The following is a 20,445-nucleotide window of genomic DNA, read 5'->3' as shown; positions in this document are numbered from 1 at the left end:
CGTGCATGAACGCACGGATGCTAACGTGGCAGGTGGGTCAGTTTTAGATGATCATAACCCACCCAGGTGGGTCACTTTTGCATGCCGATTCACAGTATAGTGCAGAATCGGGCGATCCTGCACGAATTCTTCAGACATCCATCAAGCTTGGCCCGCAGTCTGCGCCTACCGTCTCGAACATGCCGGGACTTCCCGGCAGACGCCACTAAGAACGGAGACGGACGATGCTGGACCATGCCATCGAGACACGGCGCTTCGATGCCCCCGATGAGCGCCTCGACATGAAGGAGCGCGGGGGGATCTCCATCATCAGGATGGGCGACGGCAGCGCGGGGATACACGCGGTCTTCGAGCCCGGCTGGACATGGGAGGCCGACGAGAAGCCCTTGCTCGGTTCGCCAGACTCCTGCCCGATGCGGCACAGGGGCTATTGCATGTCGGGCGAGCTTGTCGTCCGCATGATCGAAACGGGCGCCGAGACCCGCCTTCGCCGCGGCGACTTCTTCGAGATCCCGCCGGGGTGTTCAACTCGAAGCGCAGCCTCTGCTCAAGATCGAATTTCAAGCTGACCCATGCCGCCGCTCTCGCTCAGCGGCGCGGCCTTTGCGTCAAAGCAGGGACAGCGATCCTGCCCTTGGTGAGACGGTATCGAGTTTGGCTGGCAGCACCCCCGCGAGCAAGCCGCTACTAAGGTGACCAACGCGCCCGGATAAGACCAACGAGCCTCTGGCAGCCACCTTCCGATGCAAATGCGAGGCGCAGGACCGCCCAGTCCTCCGGTCCCTTGCCAATAGGGAACTCCACGATTGCCGCGCCGGGATAGACCTTGGTCGCATTGTCGACGGTCGAGGCCGGGGACGCCCCCGGGTCGTGCGGGCGTGTCTCGACCGTGTCGAAGGGAAGGACCGTCACGTAGTCCGCGATGAAATCGGCGCCGGTCTTCTCGATCGGCGCGCCAGTTGCCTCGGCATACCCCCAGAGATGGACGGTATCGTCCGACCAGAGCCTCCGAGCTTCGTCAGGGTCCAGAACCCTGTCGAGCTCGGGATCGACGAAGGCCGCAGGCGAGACGCGAACCCCGGCCTCCCGATGGATGAGCGCGGCGAGCGCGGCCCCGTCGCCGTCATACAGTGCATCGCGGACCGCCTGCGCTGCTGCTGCGGGCTGGTCGAAGCAGGGCGGCGGCTTGCTGAACGCTACCGCGCCGGAGCTCATGAGCGCCAGTGCGACAATCCCGCCCGCGACCCGCAGGTCTGACATCGTAATCATCAGGCCGATGACAGAGCCTCCCATGTCTTCGGTCCGACGATACCGTCCGGCACGAGGTCGCGCTGGCGCTGGAAGGCCCGAACGGCCGCCTCGGTGATCGGGCCGAAATCACCGTCGACCTCGACCTTCAGCTTCGCCTGGAGCTCTCTCACCAGATCACCGGTCGCAGGCCGCCGCAGCGTCGGCCTTCCCACGGGATCTTCTGCCGGGATCATTGGCCGTGGCGTGCCGGTGCCTTCCATGAAGCTCTGGACCGTCGTACGGAAGGTGTCCATGTCGGAGTGGTTTCCGGCATCGAGATCGAAGCTCGGATCGGGCTTGCGACCGCGGGGGAGCGCGAACTCCTTGTGGCCGCAGCACATGATTGCCGGCGCACCGATATGGTTCAGGATTGCCGCGCAACCCCGCGCATAGGCGTCCATCTGGACCTCGGGCCAAGGGAAATCGCCAGCCGTCCCGGTGTTCTCGGCCTCGATCCCGATGAAGCTCGAATTGCCAGCCGTGACACCCTGCCATTCGCCACGCCCGGCATGGTTGGCGACGCCGGCCGCAACGACGAAGAAGGTCCCGTCACGGCCAAGGCCCAGCTGGGCAAGCGGGCCCGGCAAGTCGCTGCGTCCCCGCCGGATGACATCAAGGCTGGGCATATTCCCGTTGGCGCCGCCCGCTGTGTGGTGACAAATCACGCCGCGCACCTTGCCCATCTCTCGACGGCCACGGGTTTGCCACCCATCGACCTCGGCGACCTTTAGACCGACTGCTCGCAAGACATCCGGCAGCCATGTAAGCTTGAATGCCATGTCACTGAACTCCACCCGTTGTCGACGGCAAATTGCTATCCGAAGTCTCGATCTCGGCGGCGAAGTCGATGTCGCAGCCGTCTAATTCTTCCTCGCCACTCACCACGCCACCCGAGGTTTCCGGCAGTTCCACGTCTTCTGTCTGCACTTCACGCGTGAAGTCGACGTCACAACCGTCAATATTTTCGTCATCTTCTTTGAATTCGACCGTCATAGCGGCGAGTACCTTTCAATGCTCAGAGCCGATGCTATTCACCATCAAGTATTACTACAGGGATGGTTAGACGGGCATCGACATCCCCGTCGAGAGAGAAACTCACTGACATAATCCCTTGCCATAATTCATGTGCCGAAAACGGTGATTGTTGTCTCTGTGCAAACAGGCGACGGAATTACTAAGGGGAACCTTACCACAAACCCTTGGCAAAATCTCGTTTGATTTTGTCACGTCTTTGACCACAGTAAGGCCCTTTGCCAGGCCGCCGCCGAACTTGACCGCGCTGTGAAGAAGAAGGCTGAGACACATCCCGTTGCCCGTCGTTTGATGACCATCCCCGGGGTCGGCGCGATCGTCGCGCTGAATTTTGTTGCCCTGATTGATGACCCCTCGCGCTTTCGAAAGGCTGAGAATGTCGGGGCCTTTCTGGGTCTCACGCCTCGACGGCACCAGTCCGGAGAAATCGACTGGTCCGGGCGTGTCTCGAAATGTGGCGACGGGGTCATGCGGAGCCTGCTGTTTGAGTCAGCGACAACCTTGATCACCCGAGCAAGGAAGTTCTCGGCGCTGAAAAGCTGGGCTGTCCGCCTTGCAGGACGACGAGGCTTCGCGAAAGCGGCAGTTGCAACCGCGCGAAAACTCGCCGTACTGATGCTGACATTGTGGAAGAACGAAACCGAGTTCGCTTGGACAAAGGAGGACCTTGCCTGACCGGAATTACCGCCTCGGATGGTGGGGAGCGAAGTCCCGAAGGGGCGGAGGTTGGTCGATCTCGTGCGGGCCGATGGGAGGCGGAGTATTCCGCGCAACCCGATCCATACATTGAAGACGACCACCACCGAATACCATGATGAGGCACAACACGCGTGACCTCGAAGAGAACCATGACCCTGGACGGACGGTTTACGCTCCCACTTGACAAGGCCGCAATCAGAGAACGGCCCGCGGCATGTATTACGCCGCATACGAGGCCGGATACATGTCAGCACCCGATGACGCGCCAAGATCAGCTCTGAAAAACCCTCTTGCGCAAGGGGCGGTTATACATGTTGCAGAATTATCGCCGTGAGGGATTCACTTCGGGAATCCAGGCGTTTACATGGGCTGCATGAGCAAGCCATCTCCCGCCCGCTATCGCACGACGAACTGGTTCAGCTACAATGCGTCGCTGCGCAAGCGGGGGTATCTGCTGATCTGGGTCGACAAGGACATGACCTGGCGCGCGCCGCGGGACGGGCGGCCGGGACGCCCGCCGGTCTTTTCCGATGCGGCCATCCAGTTCTGTCTGTCAATCAAGGTGCTGTTCAAGCTGCCGTTGCGCCAGACCGCCGGCATGGTGGCCAGCCTGCTCCGGCTGGCGGGGCTGGACTGGCCCGTGCCGGACTTCTCCACGCTGTGCCGCAGGCAGAAGACCCTGGCCGTGCAGATCCCCTATCGCCGTGCGGATGGCCCGCTGAACCTGCTGGTCGACAGCACCGGGATCAAGTTCCTCGGCGAGGGCGAATGGCAGGCGCGCAAGCATGGCGTGCAGGGCCGTCGCCAATGGCGCAAGGTTCATCTGGCCATGGATCCGGCCACATCCGACATCCGCGCCGTGGAATTCACCCCCAGCAGCAAAGGCGACAGCCCCGTGCTGCCGGAATTGCTCGGCCAGATCCCGGCAGGCGAGCAGATCGGCACCGTCACCGCCGATGGCGCCTATGACACGCGCCGCTGCTACACCGCGATCCTCGCGCGTGACGCCATCCCGGTCATCCCGATCCGAAAGAACGGGCGGCTATGGAAAGAGGATTGCCCGGTCGCAAAGGTTCGCAACGAGACCTTGCGAGCCACCCGCCACTACGGCCGGGCCTTCTGGAAGCACTGGACGGGCTATCACGCCCGCAGCCGGATCGAAGCGAAGATGCGCTGCCTCAAATCCTTCGGGGAACGCATCGCCGCGAGAGACCCTGACCGCCAGACCGCCGAAATCCACATCCGCATCGCCCTCATGAACCGCTTCTCGGCCCTCGGCACCGCCGAGATCGTCCGTGTGGCATGACGTCAATGGGGTAAGGGGAAGTCACGTCTCAGGCCTGAGTTCTGCAACAATGCCTTGCAGCATCAAAGAGTTGGGCTCAAAGCGGCCTTCCGTGCTGCAGAGACCTGCTCGTGATTGGTAACAGCGCAGTCGTCGGGCACGGACCTTTGCCGCCGTTTGTCCGCAGCGAACTGCTGCGACGCAGCTTCTCGGACGCGGCCATATGCGACCTGCGGCATCGTCAAGGCTTGGAAGGTCCCTTCGATGGAGCATTACAGCCATTCGAACCTGCCATTCGCCGATGATGCGGCAGGAATGATGACCCGAAGCTGTGATAGCGCTATTGCTTGAGCCAGAATTTGGGTCCCTTCTCGATCTGTGTGGGTTGGCGGGCTCACTGAGGCTTGAGCGGGCGCTACATTTTGTGCGTCCGGTAGGCGCGTCCGGCGCGTAGACCTCAACCATCGCAGCGACGGACGCGCCGGGCGATGTTGGCCTGCACGTCGTTTTTGAGTAGCCTTCGGCCGTTCTCAAAGATGGAGGGCGGAATGGAGTCGGAGACGAGCCTTTTCACGATGGCGCTTGGGCTTGAGGCGCCGTGGTATGTCGCTGATGTGGCGTTTGACGCGGCCATGAAGCAGATCGATTTCGAAGTGGCGTTCAAGGCCGGTAGCCGCTTCGCGTGCCCCTCATGCGGCGCTGCGGACCAGCCGGTCCACGACACGCGGCGGCGCAGCTGGGAGCATCTGCGGTTCTTCGAGCACAAGGCCATCATCCATGCCGCGGTTCCGCGGGTCGCCTGCCGCGAGTGCGGCAAGACCCGGCAGGTGACGGTCCCGTGGGCGCGCAGCGGCTCGGGGTTCACACAGCTTTTCGATGCCTTCGTGATCGCGCTGGTGCGCGCGATGCCGGTGAAGGCCGTGGCCGAGCTGTTGGACGTGGGCGACGACCGCATCTGGCGCGTCGTGACGCATTACGTCGAGGCCGCACGGGCCGAGGAGAATTTCGAGGCTGTCATCGCCGTCGGAATCGACGAGACTGCCGCCCGGCGCGGACACGCTTACATCACCCTTTTCCATGATCTCGACGCCCGGCGTTTGCTCTTTGCCTGCGAGGGGCGCGACCAGGGCACCGTGGCCGGCTTCGTCGCGGATCTCGAGGCGCATGGCGGGGAGGCCGGTCACATCACTGCCGCCTGCATCGACATGAGCCGGTCCTACATCGCGGGGGTAGCCAGGCATCTGCCCGAGGCGGCGGTCACCTTCGATCGCTTCCACGTCGTGAAGCTCGCCAACGAGGCGCTGGAGGAGGTCCGGCGCGCCGAAGTACGGACGGAACCCGCCCTCAAGCGGTCGCGCTGGATGTGGCTGAAGGACAAGCATCACTGGACGAAGACGCAGATCGCGCAGCACCACGACCTGTCGCGCCGCAAGCTCAAGACCGCGCGGGCATTCCGGATGAAAGAAGAATTGCGGGACATCTTCGCCCAGGCCGACAGCAAGGCCGGGGCGGCGGAGTTGCTGACCGCGTGGCTGGCATGGGCGAAGCGATCCCGTCTGGCACCGTTCCGCAAGCTCGCCAGAACGCTTGGGGCGCACTGGGACGGGATCCTGAACGGGTTTGACAGCCGGCTGACCAATGGCGGTGTCGAAGCCATCAACGGCCTGATCCAGGCGGCCAAGGCCCGCGCCCGAGGCTATCGCACGACACGGAACTTCATCAACATGGCCTACCTCGTCGCCGGCCGGCTTACGCACCTCCCTGCATCACCCTACGACACAACATCTCGTGCTGTCGTCCGATAACCGGAAATGCAACCCACCCACACAAAACGCGAAGAAGCCAGAATTTGACGTAGAATTTAGATTCCTTTCCTTACGAACTTTATCCGCTTGGTGGAGGGCTATTCATGACCGAAAATATCATTCACACGCAAAACGGGCTGTTGCACGCTGATACGCCGCTCACGAAAGTAGATGATCTTGTCTCCCGCGCGGTGGATCACGGCAACATCGTTCTGCACTTTCATGGCGGTCTGGTCTCTGAGGCCAAAGGGCGGCAGATTGCGGAGTTTCTGGCGCCAAAATACGATGCGGCCGGCGCTTTTCCGATCTTCTTTGTATGGGAAGCCGGGCTGTTGGAAACAATCCGTAACAATCTTGAAGAAATCTCCAAGGAAAGACTTTTTCGCCTTATTCTGAAGCGCGTGGTGAAGGTGGTCACCCGCAAGGCCGCGCAGACCCAGGGAGACCGTGCCACCGGGGCACTTCCAGCGGTCGACACCTCGGCGCGGGAAGCGGAACTCGATGCGGCGCTGGATGCGATGGCCCGAGGGGACGACGTAGTCCCGCCATCCCCGCCGCCCCCGCCCGTGAGCCCGCTCACCCAGATGGAGGAGGTGCAGCTCGAGGCCGAACTCAGCACCGACTTTCTGCTACGACAAGAGGTCGAAGCCGTATCAAACGGTCTACGCACGCCAGACGAGATCGCCGCCGACATGGCTTCGCGGTCGGCGACGACGGTGAAGGGCTCGGCCACGACCCTGATGGATCCCGGGAGCCTCGACAACCTGGTCGATCGACCGGCACCCGGCGACCGCGGGGTGATTTCCACAGCGCGGGTCGTCAAGGCGATCATCGCGGTGGCCAAGAGGGCAATCGGGCGTTTCCTCGACGGCCGGGGCCACGGGCTTCATGCCACGCTTGTGGAGGAAGTGCTGCGTGAATTCTACCTCGCCAACGTGGGCGGTTTGATCTGGAAACTCATGAAAAAGGACACCGAAGACAGCTTTGGCGACGCCGCCGATTGCGGCGGCACCGCCGTTCTGAGGCGTCTAAGTGACAAGATGGGCGACGGCGACGGCGTTAAGATCACGCTCGTCGGTCACAGCACCGGAGCCGTCTACATAGCCCATCTACTGAAGAAGGCCGCTGAAATCCGACCGCAGGGATTCGACTTCAACGTTGTCTTTCTGGCGCCGGCCGTGACCTTCAACCTCGTACACCAGGCCATCTCGGACCATGCCGAACAATGTGCCGGGATCCGCATATTCACCATGACGGATGCGAACGAACGAAACGACGTGCTGGTACCGGTGCTCTACCCGCATTCGTTGCTTTATTTTGTCTCCGGCGTCGTCGAGTTCGAACCCGACGCGCCAATCCTCGGCATGGCGCGTTATTTCGACAAGAGCGCGTTCCCCGACACTGATTTCTTGACCGTGGGCGCGATGCGCACTTACCTGGATCAAGGCGACGAACGCGTGATCTGGTCCATCACCCGGGGTGCGCCCGCAGGCCGGAACGCGGCGGCAATCAAGCATGGCGACTTCGACAACGAGGACGAGACGATAGCGAGCGTGCAGCACATTATCGCCAACGGCTTCTGAAAGATGGCCGACCACGGGATCGTAATCGGCATTGACACCTACCCCGGCATCTCCAATCTCGCCGGGCCCTGCAACGACGCGGTGCGGTTCTATGAATGGCTGACCGACCCTGCGAATGGCGGGGTTGATCCCCGCAAGGTGGAAATGGTGCGCTCGTCCGATTTTCCGGCGCCGAACTCGGTCAACGAGGCGCACCCGGCATCTTCGGAGCTTTACGAACTCTTCCGTCCCTTCGCCGAAGCGGCCCTGCGGGGCGAACACCACGACGGCCGGTTGTTTCTCTATGTCGCGGGACACGGCTTTGCCGATCACCAGGATCCTGACTCCGCCGCGCTCTATTCGGCCGAGGCGAGCATCGCCTTCCCCGCGCATCTGGCGATGCAGGCCTGGGCACGCTTCGTCCGTCTGCACTGGTTGTTTGACGAGATCGTGCTGATCTCCGATGCCTGTCGCGACAGCCTGATGCTGAACAGGGTCGTCCCACCACCGTTGCCGGAGTTTCCCAGCCATGCGAATGCCAGCAAGGTCAAGCAGTTCCAGGGATATGGTACCGGATTCAACCAGAAAGCCCGCGAGCGGGACTTCAATGGTGTTACGCGGGGTATCTTCACCGAAGCGATGATGGATGCTTTGCAAAAGGCAAAGCCCAACCAGCTTGGCCGCGTCACCGGCAGCGTGGTAAAATCGCATGTGCACAACGTGATCAGCGCCAAAGCCGGACCGATCACGATCGAACCGCCCGACATCCACGTGGACAATGACAAGGATGTCTTTTTCGTCGAGCGGAAAAGCACACCGGGCAGCGAGACGACATTTGTCACCAAACCCGAACACCAAGACCATAGGCTGGTGATCGAGTCGTGGCCGGACGTGGAAATCGCGCAAGCGGTAATCGGCGCGGAAACCACTGTACTGCCGCTCAAGCCGGGTCTCTACCGTGCCCGTATCGTCGAGACCGGCGACAAGACAACTTTCGAGGTGCCAGGCAATGCAACAGTCACGCTTTGAAACGGTACAGTTTCGCGCCAGAGCGGCCGACCCGGCCACGGAAGTTTTTCTGATAGATGCGTCGCTGAGTCGGATCGGCAGCGCCGTCGGCCAGCTCGAGGCCGATGTCAGCCCGGGGTTTTACAAGGTGCGTTTCCGCGCCGGTGCCAGCCAGCACGACGAACTGGTCGAGGTTTCGGGCGAAGAAGCCACGAGGGAAGTCATCGGCGAGCCGGTTCTCTTCCGCTCCGCCGCCCCGATCCTGAACACCACGACATTCGATGCCGACCAGGCCGGACTTGCCGCCGACTGGTCGCGCGAGCCGCAGAGCATCGGCGATGGCGCCGAGCTTTTCGTCTTCCTGCGCGAAGAGGATGCGAAGAAGGCTTTCGACCCCGAGGGCGTTTCGGTGCACGACCTGAAGGGGGCGAAGGTGGTCGACCTGTCCGCCGGCAGGATCGAGGAGACGGCCCGGTGCGCTGGCATCTGCCTGCGGCTCGATCCGGGAACCTATCGGCTCCGGGTCTCAAAAGCGGGACTTGGCGATTACGAGATCTTCGTCACACTCAGTCCGGACTGGCAGGTTCAGGTGTTTCTGGCGTTCGAAACCTTCACCAAGGGCGAGGTGACCGTGCGCGCTGCCTCGCTTCGACGGTCGGCGATTTTCATGCGCCTCCGGGGCATGACGTTTGACCCGGAAGAACCGAACACGCGACTCACGGAGCTTGCCAAGCAGGCACTTTTGCAGGGACGCAACATAGTCTCGGATGAAATGATCAACCGGTTTCTGCACGGCAAGTTCCAGGATCCGATGATGGGCTTGTTCGCCGCCCATATCCTGCTGGCAACACATCCGCGGAACCGGGACTTGATTGCTATCGTGCTGATGAACCTCGGCCGACTGATCGGCGAAACATCCGATCTCGCCGCGCTGAGGCTTGCCGCTCGCAAAGGCAGGGAGGCGAAAACGACGATCGAGAGCCCCCCGCTGCTTGCCGCGAGCTGGCGGTCGCTCACGAAGGCGACACGACAGAATGCGAGTCTCATTGCGCCCATGAGCGTACCCGGACAAATTGCTCACAATATCGCCGATGGCGGTGCATGGCTTCTGCACCGTGTGTCGACGGACCCCGAGGCAAGGCCTCAATCACTTGCGCACTCCGAGGCGATGTTCCGCGAGATGCTCATGGTGCCTTCGAACATGCTGCAGGAGGTGGTTGCCGACCGAAGGAGTACGGAGGAATTCAGCGGGCTCGAGCAAAGCCTGCTCAGCATTCTGACCTCGCGAGCCGCGATAAACGACATGTTCCGGCAGGTTCCAGAGGCCGAGGACAGCGAAGTCAACGCAAGCCGGCAGATCTGGCGTCTACCAGCGCCAGCTTATTCCGTCGCGGCCGCAGTGCAGAGCCTCGATAGGAAGCTCGGCATTCTCAAAACCACCGATCGTGTATCGAGATAGACAACATTGGTGTCCGATATTGGTGGCATCGGTACGGGCCACTCTTCGCTGCCCGGATGAGGAAGCGCCGCGCGGCCGGTATGAAGTCCAGCCGCTGGCATCTCTATGAGATATTCGCGAAGATCATCGAAGAATGATGTCCGACTTTCTGCGTCGCTCGATGATGCGGTCGGTCGGACGGCCCTCCTTGTCCAGTTCCCAATTCCGCTGCGGGACGCGGTACGGTGAATTCAAGATCTGGGCATCGAAGAAACTTTGGGACATCAAGGGTTTCCTGTTCCGGATCGCACTCTACCACCGCAGCCAGATGGGGGAAGGGAAGTGGGCATCGTCCTGCAAGGCCACGTCGAAGCGAAGATCCCGAAGCGCGCGGGCCTGCGCCTCGGGTTGCGCCTCATGATCGAAACGCGAGGTCCGCCGTGAGGCTTCGCGCCACGCGCCAAACCCTTGATCCAAGGACAGAGATGCTTCCGATCCGTCCTCGAACGAGAAGCGGAAGAACCCCGCATGCGCGCAGTTGGACTTCGTGCCGAGCATGGAAGTGCTTCACGTCATCCGGTGTCGCAGTCTCCGGAGATCGCCCGAGCCAAGTCGCAAACCGCTTGCAGGCTCGCAAGTGGCTGGTCTGCGACGCTGGCCCGACATTGCGGGCCGACATATCCGCGATCATGCGCGCGCGAAGGGGTGTCATCGGTGTGGGATGNATTGCGGGCCGACATATCCGCGATCATGCGCGCGCGAAGGGGTGTCGTCGGTGTGGGATGCTGAACGTTCATGGGAAAACCCTCTGTCAATCGAGGCAAAATCACCTCGAACAACAGCACACACCCGACCTCGAAAATCGCGAAGCAAAACCCGCTTCAGCGCAACGACCCACACCCAGAGCCCCTATCGCGGAGCGATTTAGTGCGTGTCCGCTTATCGGTCACTCGGCAAATGCGCCGCGAAGGTCGGCTCTGACCAGCCGGATCATCTCGCGCCACGTCCGCGCCGGGCTGATTCTGGCCTCCGATGGTCAAATCACAGACGTTTCTGTCACCGGCGGGATCGACATTGCTGGCACAAGCTTTGTGATCGCGGTCAGTGTTGGCAAAACGGTTCCGCTTATAGTGTCGTCGCCTTGCCAGAGACGGTGGACGCGATGCGGATCAGGTTTCTCGACAGATCGTGGCGACGGCCGAGAGCATGTAGGGTGTCGCCTGAATGATACTCGGCGACGACCTGGCGCTTGAACTCGGTGCTATGGCTGCGATGGCGTCTTGGCATGGACTTTCTTCCCCTGAAAGCCCCCCGGTCAATTCAACTCACTCAATCTGTCCACCCCGAGGGGCGCACTCCATTCACTGACCCATTTTGCTGCGGGATTGACACCAGGGGCCGCGCCGAGGCTGCGAGCTGAATCCGAAGACCCGCCGCTCCGAAACCCGCCGAAACGCCATTTCCGAGCGACCCGGTTCTTGCGCGAAACCGGATTTCATGTTAAGCTTAAAGCGGTAGTGTCTCAAATAAGTGACATTATAACACACATGTTTGAAATCGGATTTCGGCGATTTTTCGCGTGTCCTCAAGCATGTAAATTGCGGAGCGATCGGCCGCAAAATCGTGGAAATGTCAGCTCGGGTCTCCTCTCGCGCGACGCTCCTTTTGATTTTGCGCACTCTATGGAGGAGTGAATGGCCGTATCTGTCTCATATCCCGGCGTCTATATTCAGGAACTGCCATCGGGCGCCCGCGCCATCGCAGGTGTCGGCACCTCGATCGCGCTCTTCGTGGGCATGGCGCCGCTGGGCCCGATGAACAAGCCTGTCTTCATCAGCAGCTTCGCCGACTACAATCGCCGGTTCGGCGATCGCGGCGCCTCGGGGGAGTTGGGCGACCAGGTCTACATGTTCTTCCTCAACGGCGGCGCGCAGGCCTACGTGATGCGCATCGCCGACGGCGAGCAGGAGGCCGACGTCACGCTGATGACCGAAACCGGGGCTGCGGCCGCGCTGACACTGACCGCGCGCGATCCGGGCAACGCGGGCAACATGATCCGCGCCGAGGTCGACTACGGCACCTCCAACCCCGAGCGGACCTTCAACCTGACCGTATTCCGAAGGGTCCTGCAGCCGGACGGCACCTATTCCCGCGAAAACGAGGAGCCGACCTATCTCAACCTTTCGATGGACCCCGCCTCCGTTGATTACGTCGAGACCCGGATCAATGGTGTCTCCGACCTGGTGGAGGTCACGGCGACGACGACCGCACCCGCCAGCACCGTAGGCAAGTCGATCTCCGGCGTGATCTTCAACAGCGCCGGGGCGGCGGCGATCAACACCGAGATTGGCGCGCTGATCGCGGCGGGCACAAACCAGCTGCGGGTGAGCGTGAACAACCTGCCCGCGCAGCAGATCACCGTACGCGCCCTCGGCACTCTGAACGATACGCTCAACAGCATCGCCGACGACATCGTGGCGGCCTATTCCGGCGCCGTCGCGCTGAGCGTGAACGACGCCTCCGGCGCGGCCTCTGGCGTCACCAACGGGCGGCTGATCTGGCTGGAATGCCCCGACGGGCCGGTGACGGTGCAGCCTGCCTCGGGCGGGGACATCTCCGTGCCGCTGCAGCTCGGCGCCCACGCGGGCGGGGTCGAGGGCGACGGGTATTCCATGCTGCGGCCCGCCCCGACCGGCGGCACGGGACGGATGGGCGCGGTGGACGCGGCCTCGGCCAGCACCTTCGTGACGCTGCGAAACTTCGCGGCCGCGGACCGCGCCAACCTGCAGACCATCACCATCGACGACAGCCGGTCCTCGCCGCAGGCGGTGACAACAGGGGTCGCGACGCCCGGGCTGCTCTACGAAGGGACCGCGCCCACGCTGACCAACGCGATGGGCTCGCTGGCCAACGTGCGCGCCGCCCTCGACGTGATGGTCGCGGCGATCAATGCCCAGGCCGACTGGACCGCGGAGCGCCACGGCCTGCGCCTGTCGCTCAACACCGACCGCAACGGCGTGGCCGGCGACAACGCGCTCACGGTCAGCTCCAACGGCACCGACAGCCTCGGGGGCGTCGATTTCCCCTTCGACAGCGCCGCGAGCGAATACCCCAACGTCACGGCCTACTCGCTGGGCCTGTTGAACGGCTCGGGCGGCACCGGCGACTACCAGAACCAGCCCGGCAACACCTCCAACGAGGGGCTCGACGGCACGGCACCGCTCTCGGCCGATTACGACGAGGCCTATGCCCTCATCGAGAAAGAGGTCGATCTCTTCAACCTGCTGATCACCCCTTTCGCGACCGGGCAGACCGAGAGCAACCGCACGGCGATCCGGGCCACGACCACGGCCTTCGCCGCCAGGAAACGTGCCTTCGCGCTGGTTGACCCGCCCCCGAGCTGGACCGACATCGATGCGGCCTATGCGGGCATAGACACGCTGCGGATCGGGCTGGAGACCCGCAACTCGGCCTGTTTCTGGCCGCGGCTGCGCATCGCCGACCCGACCCTGCCCAACGGGCGCGTCATCGATCCGGCCGGCGCCATCGCGGGGCTGGCCGCGCGGACCGACAGCCGCTTCGGCGTCTGGAAGGCACCCGCAGGCATCGAGGCGACGCTGCGCGGGGTGATCGGGCTGTCGGCACCGATGTCGGATGTCGATAACGGGCGGATCAACCCCAAGGCCCTGAACGCGCTGAGGATCTTTCCCGCGGGCGTGGTCAGCTGGGGGGCGCGGACGCTGGTGGGCTTCAACAGCTCCGGCAATATCGACGACAAGTACATCCCCGTGCGCCGCACCCAGCTCTTCATCGAGGAGAGCTTGTCACGCGGGCTGAAGTTCGCCGTGTTCCAGCCGAACGGCGCGGACCTCTGGGCGCAGATCCGGCTGGCGGCGGGCTCCTTCATGAGTGGTCTGTTCCAGCAGGGTGCCTTTGCGGGAACCAAGGAGAGCGACGCCTTTTTCGTGGTCTGCGACGCCTCCACCACCACGCCGACGGATATCAACCTGGGCATCGTGAACGTGCTGGTCGGCTTCGCACCGCTCAAACCCGCGGAATTCGTGGTGGTCCAGATCCAGCAGATCGCCGGACAGGCCTCGGCCTGACGCAGACGGGAAGGAATTCTTCATGGCTATGTTTTCGGTCAACAGCTATCGCATCGACCCCTACAAGAACTTCAAGTTCCGCGTGGAATGGGACGGCAATGTCATCGCGGCGGTCAGCAAGGTGGGCATGCTCAAGCGCACCACCGAGGTCGTCGAGCACCGCGACGGCGGCGATTTCAGCGGCACGCGCAAATCGCCGGGCAAATCGAGCTACGAAGCGATCGCGTTGGAGCGCGGGCTGTCGCACGACCCCGACTTCCAGAACTGGGCGATGCTGGTGCACAACTACCAGGGCGACGGCGCCGTCTCGCTGCGCAACTTCCGCAAGGACATCAGTATCAGCCTGCTGAACCTGTCCGGCCAGCCCGTGGCACGCTGGAACGTGTACCGCGCCTGGGTGTCGGAGTTCCAGGCGGCGCCAGAGTTCAATTCGAACGAGAACGCGGTCGCGATCGAGATGATCACGCTGCAGCACGAGGGCTTCCTGCGCGACGAAGCCGTCACCGAACCGACTGAGATCTGATCGGAGATGCACCATGCCCGTGCTCAGACTTGGCCATCTGGGGCCCGTCAGTTTCGCCCTGCGCGAGATCGACGGCCATGCCGAACAGGCGGTTGATCCGCAGGACCCGGCGCACGCCGCCCTGACCCTCGCGCAGACGATCACCCGACTTCCGCAGGGCGCGGAATTCGCCGCGCTGCCGGTGGCGCTGGTGCATCGGCTCTGCTGGACGATCTACCGCCATCTCTACCCCGGCGCGCTCGAGAACCGGGCGCAGTGCAGCGGCTGCGGCGAGGCGTTCGAATTCGCGCTGGACCTCGCCGCGATCGTGGCCACGCAGGACGCGGAGGCCGCGGACGTCGACGCGCCGCGTGACGGCTGGTGGACCCTGCCCTCGGGAGGCCGCCTGCGGGCGCCGACGCTGGGCGATCTGGATGGCGCGACCGGCGAACCCGAGGCGCTTCTGGCCGCGCTGGCCGAGGGCGGCGTTACACAGCAGGAGGCGGACGCCTTCCTCGAGCGGGCCGCGCCGCTTCTGGATTTCGAGCTGGAGACCACCTGCCCGCATTGCGAGGCCGTGCACCTGTTGCGGTTCAGCATGCCGCATTATCTGGGCCGCAAGCTTGCCGACGAACGGCCTTTCCTGCTGCGCGAGGTGCATCTGCTTGCGGGCCAGTACGGCTGGGCCCATGCCGAGATCCTGGCGCTCACCCGCAGCGACCGGCGCGCCTTTGCCGCGCTGATCCAGTCCGAACGCCTGCAGACACAGAGCCGCAGACTGCAGGCCGTGTCATGACCGCCTACCTGCAACGCCTTCTGGACAGCGGGGGGCTTTCGGTGGGCATCGCGCCGGTGCCGCAGTCCGGCTCCCCCATCGCCGAGAGCGACCAGCGGCTGCTGGGCGTGGGGCCCGAGGCCTTCGGTCTGCCGGTGGTTTCAGTCGAGCGCGGCGATGCCGCCGAGGGCCCGCCTGCAGACCCCCCCGCGGAGCCCTCCCGGACACGGCGCGCTGCCCGGCCGACCGCTGCGCCCGCGCCGCCCCGCGGGCAGGCCCCCGCTCCCTCGGCGCCCGGGCCCGCGAACGCGCCGCCGCGCACCCAACAGTCGCGCCCCACAGCGGAGCCTGCACCGCCCGCGCCGGAACCGCCCGTCGCAGCGCCGCCACCGCGCCCGGAAACCACATGGACGCCGTCACGCGCCGAGGTCCCGCCGACCTCCGAGCACGCGCCGCACCCGGCACCGACACCGGCACGGGCACCAGCCGCGCCGGTCCCCGGCGACGGCCATCACGCCAACCCGCCGCCGACCCCGGACCGCGCCGCGCCGCCGCAACCCTTCACACCGGAGCCGCTGGCGCCGCAGGCCACGCCCGCAGCAGAGCCCGCGCCACCGCGCCCCGCGCCTGCAACGCCACAACCGCGGGCGACGGCACCCGCCGCGCCGCGCGATGAGACGGAAGCCATCAGCCCCGTCGCGCCGCGCCCGCCGGAGGCGCCGCCACCCCAACCGCCTCCGCCCGAGCAAATATTCGAGCGGCAGGTGGAACGCGTCGTGGAGCGTGAAATCACCCGCCAGGACGTTCTGCGCGAAACGACGCAGAAGCTGCCTGAGCAGGCCTCGACCGGGCCCCGCACCGCCGCCGCGCTGTCGCGGATAGGCGCCCTGCCCGACCGGTCGCGACTGCGCCGGATCCACGGGCTGCGGTGGAGGTAGGCGATGCTGACCGAGAACCTCTTCACCGTGACATCGATCCTGCAGCGGCTCCTGCGGTTCAACATGGAGCATCTGCGCGGCACGGTGCCCGCTCTCAACATCTCCGCGGTGCCGCCGGAATCGGTGAGCGGGATGAACACGGTGAACCTCTTTCTCTACCATGCCGTCGAGGACGCGCAGACACGCAACCGCACCGTGGGCGAGGTCGGACGCGAGATCGCCTCGGCGCCGCTGGTGCTAAACCTGTTCTTCATCCTGACCGCGCATCACACGATGGAGGACTCGCTCGAGATCGACCCCGCGGAGCAGCAGTTCCTGCTTGGACTGGCGATGAAGACGCTTCACGACTATCCGCTGATCACCGATGCAACCGCCTTCGACCGCGGCGGGCCGCTGCCGGAGTCGGTGGTGCCCGCCGACCACCTCGGCCGCGGTACGCGGCTCGACCTGGCGATGCGGCCAGTCACGCCCGAAGACGCGATCAACTTCTGGTCCGCCGAGAGCACCGCGACCGTGCGGCTGGCGGGCTACTACGAGGTCCGCAGCGCCTTCCTGGAACCGGAAGAGGTCAGGCGCCTGAGCGCGCCGGTGATCGACCTCGGCCTCTACGTGGACCCGATCACGCCTATCGCGATCACTGCGGCCTCGGGCCTGCTGCGCTTCGACCCGCCGCCCGCCACAGGGCTTGGCCCACAGGCGCTCACCACCCGGCCCGCGCGGCCGCTTTTGACTGCGGATCCCGCGCCCAGCGACAGCGATATCACCCTCAGCGGCACCGGCTTCGGCACCGGCACCGACGCGCGCATCGTGCTGCGCCACGCCGACTGGCTGCGCCGCAACCCGCCGCTGGGCGAGGTCGAGATCGACCCCGCGCTGAACGCGCCTTGGGCGGTCTCCATCGCGTCCGATTCCGCGAGCCTGCGCTTTCGCGGCAGCCTCGAGCACGATCCCGGCGGCGGCACCGAGACGCTCGACATCCTGCCGGGGCATTACCTGGTCTCGGTGCGTCGCTCGGTGCGTCGGTCCGGCCCCGGCGGAACCTTTCGCAGCAGCACCATGGAGAGCAACCTCGTGGACGTGCCGCTGGGGGCGCGCATCGGCGGGCACTCGGGCGTGGCGGGCGACGGCACCATGAGGCTGAGTATCGAGGCGCTCTTCGACATCCAGTCCGACGAGGTGGGGCTGGCCTTTGCCGTGGACGGGCGCGCCTATTCGGAGGTCGCCGCGCTGACCGGGGTGCCTACCGACGACGCGGGCACATTCGAGCGCACTGCCACGGGGCTGCTCTTCCACCCCGCCTTCGACACCGCGACGCCCGGCCTGCATGCCGTCCGGCTGGTGGCCAACGGTGTCGAAAGTCAACCCTTCTGGATCACGCTATGACCGGCGCCGCGGACCCCAGAACGACACGGAGTGCAGGGGGGCTGCTGGTGGCCCGGGCACAGCTGCTGCTGGAACGTCGGCTGGCCTTCCTGGCGCAGATCAACGGATCGGGCGATGACCCGCGCGCCGAAGCCGCATTCCATGCCCGGCGTGACGGTGCCGCGCTGGACGCCATCGACCGGCTGCTCCAGGGCTCAGCAGGCGCGGCCTGGGCGCGGCTGGTGACGCTCTTGGGGCTGGACGCGGGCGAAGCCGGGATGCTGTCGCTCTGCGCGGCGGTGGCGCTGGAGCCGAGCCTCGCGCCACTGATTGCGCAGGCGCAGTCCAGCACGCAGACATTCGCGCCCACGGAGCCGTTGGTCCGGCGACTCTTCGGACTGTCCGAGGCGCCCGTGATCCGTACCAACAGCCGGTTGCGCTTCTGGCGACTGGTCGCGGAGACGCAGCGGTTCGCGGGCGAGCCCGCGGGCTATAGGGTCGACCCGGTGGTGCCCGACTGGCTGACCGGGCATCTGGCGATCGACGCTGACCTCGCTTACTTCGTGCGCCACCACAAACCCGCCGCCGCCCTGCCGGGCTGGCCGGTGCAGGCCACCGCGCGGCGGATCGGCGCGATCCTGGAGACCGGCCGCGCGGTCGCGGTGCAGGTCGCGGGGCACGAGGGCAGCGGGCGGCAGGACTTCGCGGCGCATGTGGCCGCCCGGCTTGGCTACGGCGCGATTGCGCATCGCATGCTCGACGGCGACCTCGACCTGCGGGTGCGGCTGGAACGCTTCGCGCTTTTCTCACAGGCGGCGGTGATCGGCCCGCCGCCCGATGACTGGCCCGACGGCCTGCCCCCTGCACCGCTGCATTTCATTCCGCTGTCCGACGCGCGTGACACCGTCATCGTCGGGGGTGCAACGCCACTTCGGGTCCAGCTGCCGCAGCCCTCAGTCGACGAGCTGCGCGCCACCTGGCGAGAGACCGGCGCGGATGATGATACTTGGTCGCCCGCGCTGGAATTCGCGCGGCTCCGCGATGTGCGCGCGCTGGCCGCTACCTGCCCCGGATCTGAGACCGACACGGCGCAGGATTTCGCCACGCTCTGCCGGGCGCGTTTGGGCGAGGTGGGCCGCCCGGTCGAGCCCGCCTACAGCTGGGAGGACCTGGTACTGCCCGAGGCGCTGCGCGAGGGGCTGCGCGCCTTCGCCTTCGAGGCGCGCCACCGCAGGGACGCACTGGCGAACCCCGAGATGCGACGGCTCTTCGCGACCGCCTCGGGGTTGACGGCGATGTTCAGCGGCCCCTCCGGCACAGGCAAGACCATGGCCGCGCAGATCATCGCGGCCGACCTCGGCGTGCCGCTGCTGCGGGTGGACCTGGCGGCAGTGTCGAGCAAGTTCGTGGGCGACACCGCCAAGAACCTGTCGCGCGCCTTCCGCGAGGTCCGCAACGCCGCGGCCGCGCTCTTCTTCGACGAGGCCGATGCGCTTTTTGCCAAGCGGACCGATGGGCAGGATACCACCGGGCGCTATGCAAATGCCGACACCGGTCACCTGCTGCAGCTGCTGGAGGGCCATGATGGCGTGGTGATCCTGTCGACCAACCGGCGCGGCGCCATCGACCCCGCTTTCGTCCGGCGGCTGCGGCACATCTTCGAGTTCCCGCGCCCCGACGCGGCGCTGCGCGCGCAGATCTGCCGCAAGCTGTTGCTGGCCATGGGCGAGGATCCCGAGCGGCTTGAGACGCGGATGGCCGATCTCGTGCAGCGCGCCGAGATCTCGCCCTCACAGATCAAGTCGGCCATGCTCACCGCCCGCTACGCGGCGCTGAAGACCTGCAGCCCCATCGACATCCCCATGATCGAAGACGCCATAGCGCAGGAATACGCCAAGGAAGGCCGAACCACCACCCGACCCCGCGACAGGAGATCCAGACGATGAGCGCTCAGGGCTTTCCCGGTTCCAGCGGCGCCATCCGTGGTGCCTTCGTGCAGCTGATCCCGACGCTGGGGATCGTCACGCCTTCCATCGTCGCCTTCCAGTACAACCCCGAGAGCATCACCCAGACGATCTCGCCCTACAGCCCGCCCGACAGCGACCAGGACGCACGCACCGCCTCCAGCCCGATGGTCCAGCCATTCACGCCGGACGTGACCTATTCCTTCGCGCTGGAACTCGATGCGACCGACAAGCTGGAGGAGGCCAACCCGCTCGCGGTGGTCGCGGGCGTGGCACCGCAGCTTGCGTCCTTCAAGAAGCTGGTGGAGGCGAGCAAGGGCGCCTTCGGCGATCTCATCGCTTCGGCGCAGGCGCTGGCAGGCGGGGCGGCGGCCGCAATCGAGCGCCCGGAGGTGCCCATCACGCTGATGGTGCTGGGCCCGGGCACGATCCTGCCCATCCGCATCACCAGCTACTCGGTGGAGCTGACCGAGTTCTCGCCCGCGCTCTACCCGGTGATGGCCAAGATCACGCTGGAGCTGATCGTGGTGCCGCCCGAACAGTTCCGCTGCAAGACCACGCCTGGCAAGGACCTCGCCATTGCCGCCTACAACCTGACCGCGCTGCAGGATGATGCGCTGGCCGTCGCCGACGCCGTCGACAGCGCCATCAGCACCGTCGCGAAACTGCCGATCTGAGG

General features: G+C 65.0%; 20 protein-coding genes. 14 read left to right on the top strand and 6 right to left on the bottom strand.

What is annotated here, in order from left to right:
* Nucleotides 1-224: 224 nt before the first annotated feature.
* Nucleotides 225-569 (top strand): cupin domain-containing protein, encoded by a 345-nt coding sequence (locus tag V8324_RS14890; protein ID WP_336420718.1) that lies wholly within the window; start codon nucleotides 225-227, stop codon nucleotides 567-569.
* Nucleotides 570-687: 118 nt separating this feature from the next.
* Here V8324_RS14890 and V8324_RS14885 read toward each other — a convergent pair whose 3' ends face one another.
* From V8324_RS14885 to V8324_RS14875, 3 genes are all read right to left on the bottom strand, one after another.
* On the bottom strand, nucleotides 688-1,260 hold the full coding sequence (locus V8324_RS14885) for a hypothetical protein (RefSeq protein ID WP_336420717.1): 573 nt from the start codon (nucleotides 1,258-1,260) through the stop codon (nucleotides 688-690).
* Nucleotides 1,261-1,268: 8 nt separating this feature from the next.
* Nucleotides 1,269-1,973, bottom strand: a complete 705-nt coding sequence (locus V8324_RS14880; RefSeq protein WP_336420716.1) for a peptidoglycan recognition protein family protein — start codon at nucleotides 1,971-1,973, stop codon at nucleotides 1,269-1,271.
* A 97-nt stretch (nucleotides 1,974-2,070) separates the two neighbouring features.
* Entirely contained in the window at nucleotides 2,071-2,283 is a 213-nt protein-coding gene (locus tag V8324_RS14875) for a hypothetical protein (protein WP_336420715.1), read from the bottom strand.
* Between the two features lie 288 nt (nucleotides 2,284-2,571).
* Here V8324_RS14875 and V8324_RS14870 point away from each other — a divergent pair, with 288 nt between their 5' ends.
* The 6 genes from V8324_RS14870 to V8324_RS14845 all read left to right on the top strand — a co-directional run bounded on the left by V8324_RS14870 (nucleotide 2,572) and on the right by V8324_RS14845 (nucleotide 10,140).
* On the top strand, nucleotides 2,572-2,997 hold the full coding sequence (locus V8324_RS14870; protein ID WP_336420714.1) for a transposase: 426 nt from the start codon (nucleotides 2,572-2,574) through the stop codon (nucleotides 2,995-2,997).
* Between the two features lie 397 nt (nucleotides 2,998-3,394).
* Nucleotides 3,395-4,327, top strand: a complete 933-nt coding sequence (locus V8324_RS14865) for an IS5 family transposase (RefSeq protein WP_336420713.1) — start codon at nucleotides 3,395-3,397, stop codon at nucleotides 4,325-4,327.
* A gap of 527 nt (nucleotides 4,328-4,854) precedes the next feature.
* Complete coding sequence (locus tag V8324_RS14860; RefSeq protein WP_336420712.1) at nucleotides 4,855-6,111, top strand: ISL3 family transposase; 1,257 nt, start codon at nucleotides 4,855-4,857, stop codon at nucleotides 6,109-6,111.
* A 104-nt stretch (nucleotides 6,112-6,215) separates the two neighbouring features.
* On the top strand, nucleotides 6,216-7,694 hold the full coding sequence (locus V8324_RS14855; RefSeq protein ID WP_336420711.1) for a hypothetical protein: 1,479 nt from the start codon (nucleotides 6,216-6,218) through the stop codon (nucleotides 7,692-7,694).
* A 3-nt stretch (nucleotides 7,695-7,697) separates the two neighbouring features.
* Entirely contained in the window at nucleotides 7,698-8,702 is a 1,005-nt protein-coding gene (locus V8324_RS14850; RefSeq protein WP_336420710.1) for a hypothetical protein, read from the top strand.
* Nucleotides 8,683-10,140, top strand: a complete 1,458-nt coding sequence (locus V8324_RS14845; protein WP_336420709.1) for a hypothetical protein — start codon at nucleotides 8,683-8,685, stop codon at nucleotides 10,138-10,140. The genes V8324_RS14850 and V8324_RS14845 overlap by 20 nt, the downstream gene beginning before the upstream one ends.
* Before the next feature lie 123 nt (nucleotides 10,141-10,263).
* Here the strand turns inward: V8324_RS14845 and V8324_RS14840 are convergent, their stop codons facing one another.
* The 3 genes from V8324_RS14840 to V8324_RS14830 form a co-directional block, all read right to left on the bottom strand.
* Nucleotides 10,264-10,404 carry a hypothetical protein gene (locus V8324_RS14840; protein WP_336420708.1) on the bottom strand — a complete coding sequence of 47 codons (141 nt, stop codon included), beginning with the start codon at nucleotides 10,402-10,404 and terminating at the stop codon, nucleotides 10,264-10,266.
* Nucleotides 10,405-10,431: 27 nt separating this feature from the next.
* Nucleotides 10,432-10,677 (bottom strand): hypothetical protein, encoded by a 246-nt coding sequence (locus tag V8324_RS14835; protein WP_336420707.1) that lies wholly within the window; start codon nucleotides 10,675-10,677, stop codon nucleotides 10,432-10,434.
* A gap of 567 nt (nucleotides 10,678-11,244) precedes the next feature.
* Nucleotides 11,245-11,406, bottom strand: a complete 162-nt coding sequence (locus V8324_RS14830; protein ID WP_336420706.1) for a transposase — start codon at nucleotides 11,404-11,406, stop codon at nucleotides 11,245-11,247.
* 407 nt (nucleotides 11,407-11,813) lie between these two features.
* On the opposite strand from V8324_RS14830, the gene V8324_RS14825 reads away from it, so the two are divergent.
* The 7 genes from V8324_RS14825 to V8324_RS14795 all read left to right on the top strand — a co-directional run bounded on the left by V8324_RS14825 (nucleotide 11,814) and on the right by V8324_RS14795 (nucleotide 20,443).
* Nucleotides 11,814-14,225 (top strand): phage tail sheath subtilisin-like domain-containing protein, encoded by a 2,412-nt coding sequence (locus V8324_RS14825; protein ID WP_336420705.1) that lies wholly within the window; start codon nucleotides 11,814-11,816, stop codon nucleotides 14,223-14,225.
* 22 nt (nucleotides 14,226-14,247) lie between these two features.
* Nucleotides 14,248-14,748: a phage tail protein gene (locus tag V8324_RS14820; protein ID WP_336420704.1), complete on the top strand. Its 501-nt coding sequence runs from the start codon at nucleotides 14,248-14,250 to the stop codon at nucleotides 14,746-14,748.
* A 13-nt stretch (nucleotides 14,749-14,761) separates the two neighbouring features.
* The gene (locus V8324_RS14815) at nucleotides 14,762-15,523 is read left to right on the top strand and encodes a hypothetical protein (RefSeq protein ID WP_336420703.1); all 762 of its coding nucleotides are present in this window, start codon (nucleotides 14,762-14,764) and stop codon (nucleotides 15,521-15,523) included.
* Nucleotides 15,524-16,278: 755 nt separating this feature from the next.
* Nucleotides 16,279-16,440, top strand: a complete 162-nt coding sequence (locus V8324_RS14810) for a hypothetical protein (RefSeq protein WP_336420702.1) — start codon at nucleotides 16,279-16,281, stop codon at nucleotides 16,438-16,440.
* Nucleotides 16,441-16,443: 3 nt separating this feature from the next.
* Entirely contained in the window at nucleotides 16,444-17,823 is a 1,380-nt protein-coding gene (locus V8324_RS14805; protein ID WP_336420701.1) for a DUF4255 domain-containing protein, read from the top strand.
* A complete protein-coding gene (locus tag V8324_RS14800) occupies nucleotides 17,820-19,748 on the top strand; it encodes an ATP-binding protein (RefSeq protein WP_336420700.1) in 1,929 nt (642 codons plus the stop codon). The genes V8324_RS14805 and V8324_RS14800 overlap by 4 nt, the downstream gene beginning before the upstream one ends.
* Complete coding sequence (locus tag V8324_RS14795) at nucleotides 19,745-20,443, top strand: hypothetical protein (protein ID WP_336420699.1); 699 nt, start codon at nucleotides 19,745-19,747, stop codon at nucleotides 20,441-20,443. Before V8324_RS14800 ends, V8324_RS14795 begins: the two co-directional genes overlap by 4 nt.
* The last annotated feature ends 2 nt before the right edge of the window (nucleotides 20,444-20,445 follow it).

Origin of the sequence: Roseovarius sp. D22-M7, assembly GCF_037083785.1 — a bacterium.
Lineage (GTDB): Bacteria > Pseudomonadota > Alphaproteobacteria > Rhodobacterales > Rhodobacteraceae > Roseovarius.
This window is presented reverse-complemented; position numbering and strand designations above follow the sequence as displayed.

What these genes read in the sequence shown, in the direction of transcription:
- V8324_RS14830 (WP_336420706.1), bottom strand. Translation starts at nt 11,406, where the DNA reads ATGCCAAGACGCCATCGCAGCCATAGCACCGAGTTCAAGCGCCAGGTC.
- V8324_RS14850 (WP_336420710.1), top strand. Translation starts at nt 7,698, where the DNA reads ATGGCCGACCACGGGATCGTAATCGGCATTGACACCTACCCCGGCATC.
- V8324_RS14805 (WP_336420701.1), top strand. Translation starts at nt 16,444, where the DNA reads ATGCTGACCGAGAACCTCTTCACCGTGACATCGATCCTGCAGCGGCTC.
- V8324_RS14840 (WP_336420708.1), bottom strand. Translation starts at nt 10,404, where the DNA reads ATGTCCCAAAGTTTCTTCGATGCCCAGATCTTGAATTCACCGTACCGC.
- V8324_RS14890 (WP_336420718.1), top strand. Translation starts at nt 225, where the DNA reads ATGCTGGACCATGCCATCGAGACACGGCGCTTCGATGCCCCCGATGAG.
- V8324_RS14845 (WP_336420709.1), top strand. Translation starts at nt 8,683, where the DNA reads ATGCAACAGTCACGCTTTGAAACGGTACAGTTTCGCGCCAGAGCGGCC.
- V8324_RS14795 (WP_336420699.1), top strand. Translation starts at nt 19,745, where the DNA reads ATGAGCGCTCAGGGCTTTCCCGGTTCCAGCGGCGCCATCCGTGGTGCC.
- V8324_RS14860 (WP_336420712.1), top strand. Translation starts at nt 4,855, where the DNA reads ATGGAGTCGGAGACGAGCCTTTTCACGATGGCGCTTGGGCTTGAGGCG.
- V8324_RS14875 (WP_336420715.1), bottom strand. Translation starts at nt 2,283, where the DNA reads ATGACGGTCGAATTCAAAGAAGATGACGAAAATATTGACGGTTGTGAC.
- V8324_RS14880 (WP_336420716.1), bottom strand. Translation starts at nt 1,973, where the DNA reads ATGGGCAAGGTGCGCGGCGTGATTTGTCACCACACAGCGGGCGGCGCC.
- V8324_RS14815 (WP_336420703.1), top strand. Translation starts at nt 14,762, where the DNA reads ATGCCCGTGCTCAGACTTGGCCATCTGGGGCCCGTCAGTTTCGCCCTG.
- V8324_RS14820 (WP_336420704.1), top strand. Translation starts at nt 14,248, where the DNA reads ATGGCTATGTTTTCGGTCAACAGCTATCGCATCGACCCCTACAAGAAC.
- V8324_RS14865 (WP_336420713.1), top strand. Translation starts at nt 3,395, where the DNA reads ATGAGCAAGCCATCTCCCGCCCGCTATCGCACGACGAACTGGTTCAGC.
- V8324_RS14885 (WP_336420717.1), bottom strand. Translation starts at nt 1,260, where the DNA reads ATGTCAGACCTGCGGGTCGCGGGCGGGATTGTCGCACTGGCGCTCATG.
- V8324_RS14855 (WP_336420711.1), top strand. Translation starts at nt 6,216, where the DNA reads ATGACCGAAAATATCATTCACACGCAAAACGGGCTGTTGCACGCTGAT.
- V8324_RS14800 (WP_336420700.1), top strand. Translation starts at nt 17,820, where the DNA reads ATGACCGGCGCCGCGGACCCCAGAACGACACGGAGTGCAGGGGGGCTG.
- V8324_RS14835 (WP_336420707.1), bottom strand. Translation starts at nt 10,677, where the DNA reads ATGCTCGGCACGAAGTCCAACTGCGCGCATGCGGGGTTCTTCCGCTTC.
- V8324_RS14825 (WP_336420705.1), top strand. Translation starts at nt 11,814, where the DNA reads ATGGCCGTATCTGTCTCATATCCCGGCGTCTATATTCAGGAACTGCCA.